Below are 771 nucleotides of genomic sequence, written 5' to 3' on the forward strand. Positions count from 1 at the left end.
CTCCGCCTCCGCTCGATACGGGGGCCATTGAATCAAATCACCCCCTCAAAGACGAGGGTTTTTCGAGGCGTCCAGTTGGATCTGGGATCGATGAAGGCACGAACCTCGCTTCCATTTCATGGGACGACTTTGAGCATTTGGTGCGAGAGCTCTTTGAACGAGAATTTGCTTCTCGTGGTGGCGAGGTGAAGGTTACTCAAGCCAGCAGCGACGGTGGCGTAGACGCCGTGGCTTTCGACCCCGATCCGATTACCGGCGGCAAGATCGTTATCCAGGCGAAACGATATACCCGAACTGTTGGGGTCTCGGCAGTTCGCGATCTGTACGGCACAGTGATGAATGAGGGCGCGTCACGCGGCATTCTGGTCACAACCGCAGACTATGGCCCTGATGCCTATTCATTCGCCAATGGCAAACCCCTGACGTTGATGAACGGGGCTAACCTGTTACACATGATGCAACGTCATGGGCAAAAGGCAAAAATTGACCTGAAAGAAGCACGTGCCCTCTTGGCCGAAGGTGAAGTTTAGCGATTGGATTACGGTGACACTTTACTCGCGAATTTCCGTGACACTTTACTAAATCCCCAATTGCACCCCAAAGAGCGCATTTCCGGACGGAAGAGAACAGAGAACACGCCCTCTTGGCGTCTTCGTGTGAACCCGTATGCAGACGGCATTCGCGAAAATCGCAGCTGGACGCCTCGAAAAACCCTCGTCTTTGAGGGGGTGATTTGATTCAATGGCCCCCGTATCGAGCGGAGGCGGAGAT

1 protein-coding gene is annotated in these 771 nt (G+C 54.1%); it reads left to right on the plus strand.

The genetic code is table 11. From position 1 onward, the window contains the following. Positions 1 to 530: restriction endonuclease (locus AC3WLD_RS18825; RefSeq protein ID WP_492558397.1), on the plus strand; the 530-nt coding region annotated here is incomplete at its 5' end. Between the last annotated feature and the right edge of the window lie 241 nt (positions 531 to 771).

The organism is Novosphingobium sp. FW305-C-111 (assembly GCF_058783565.1).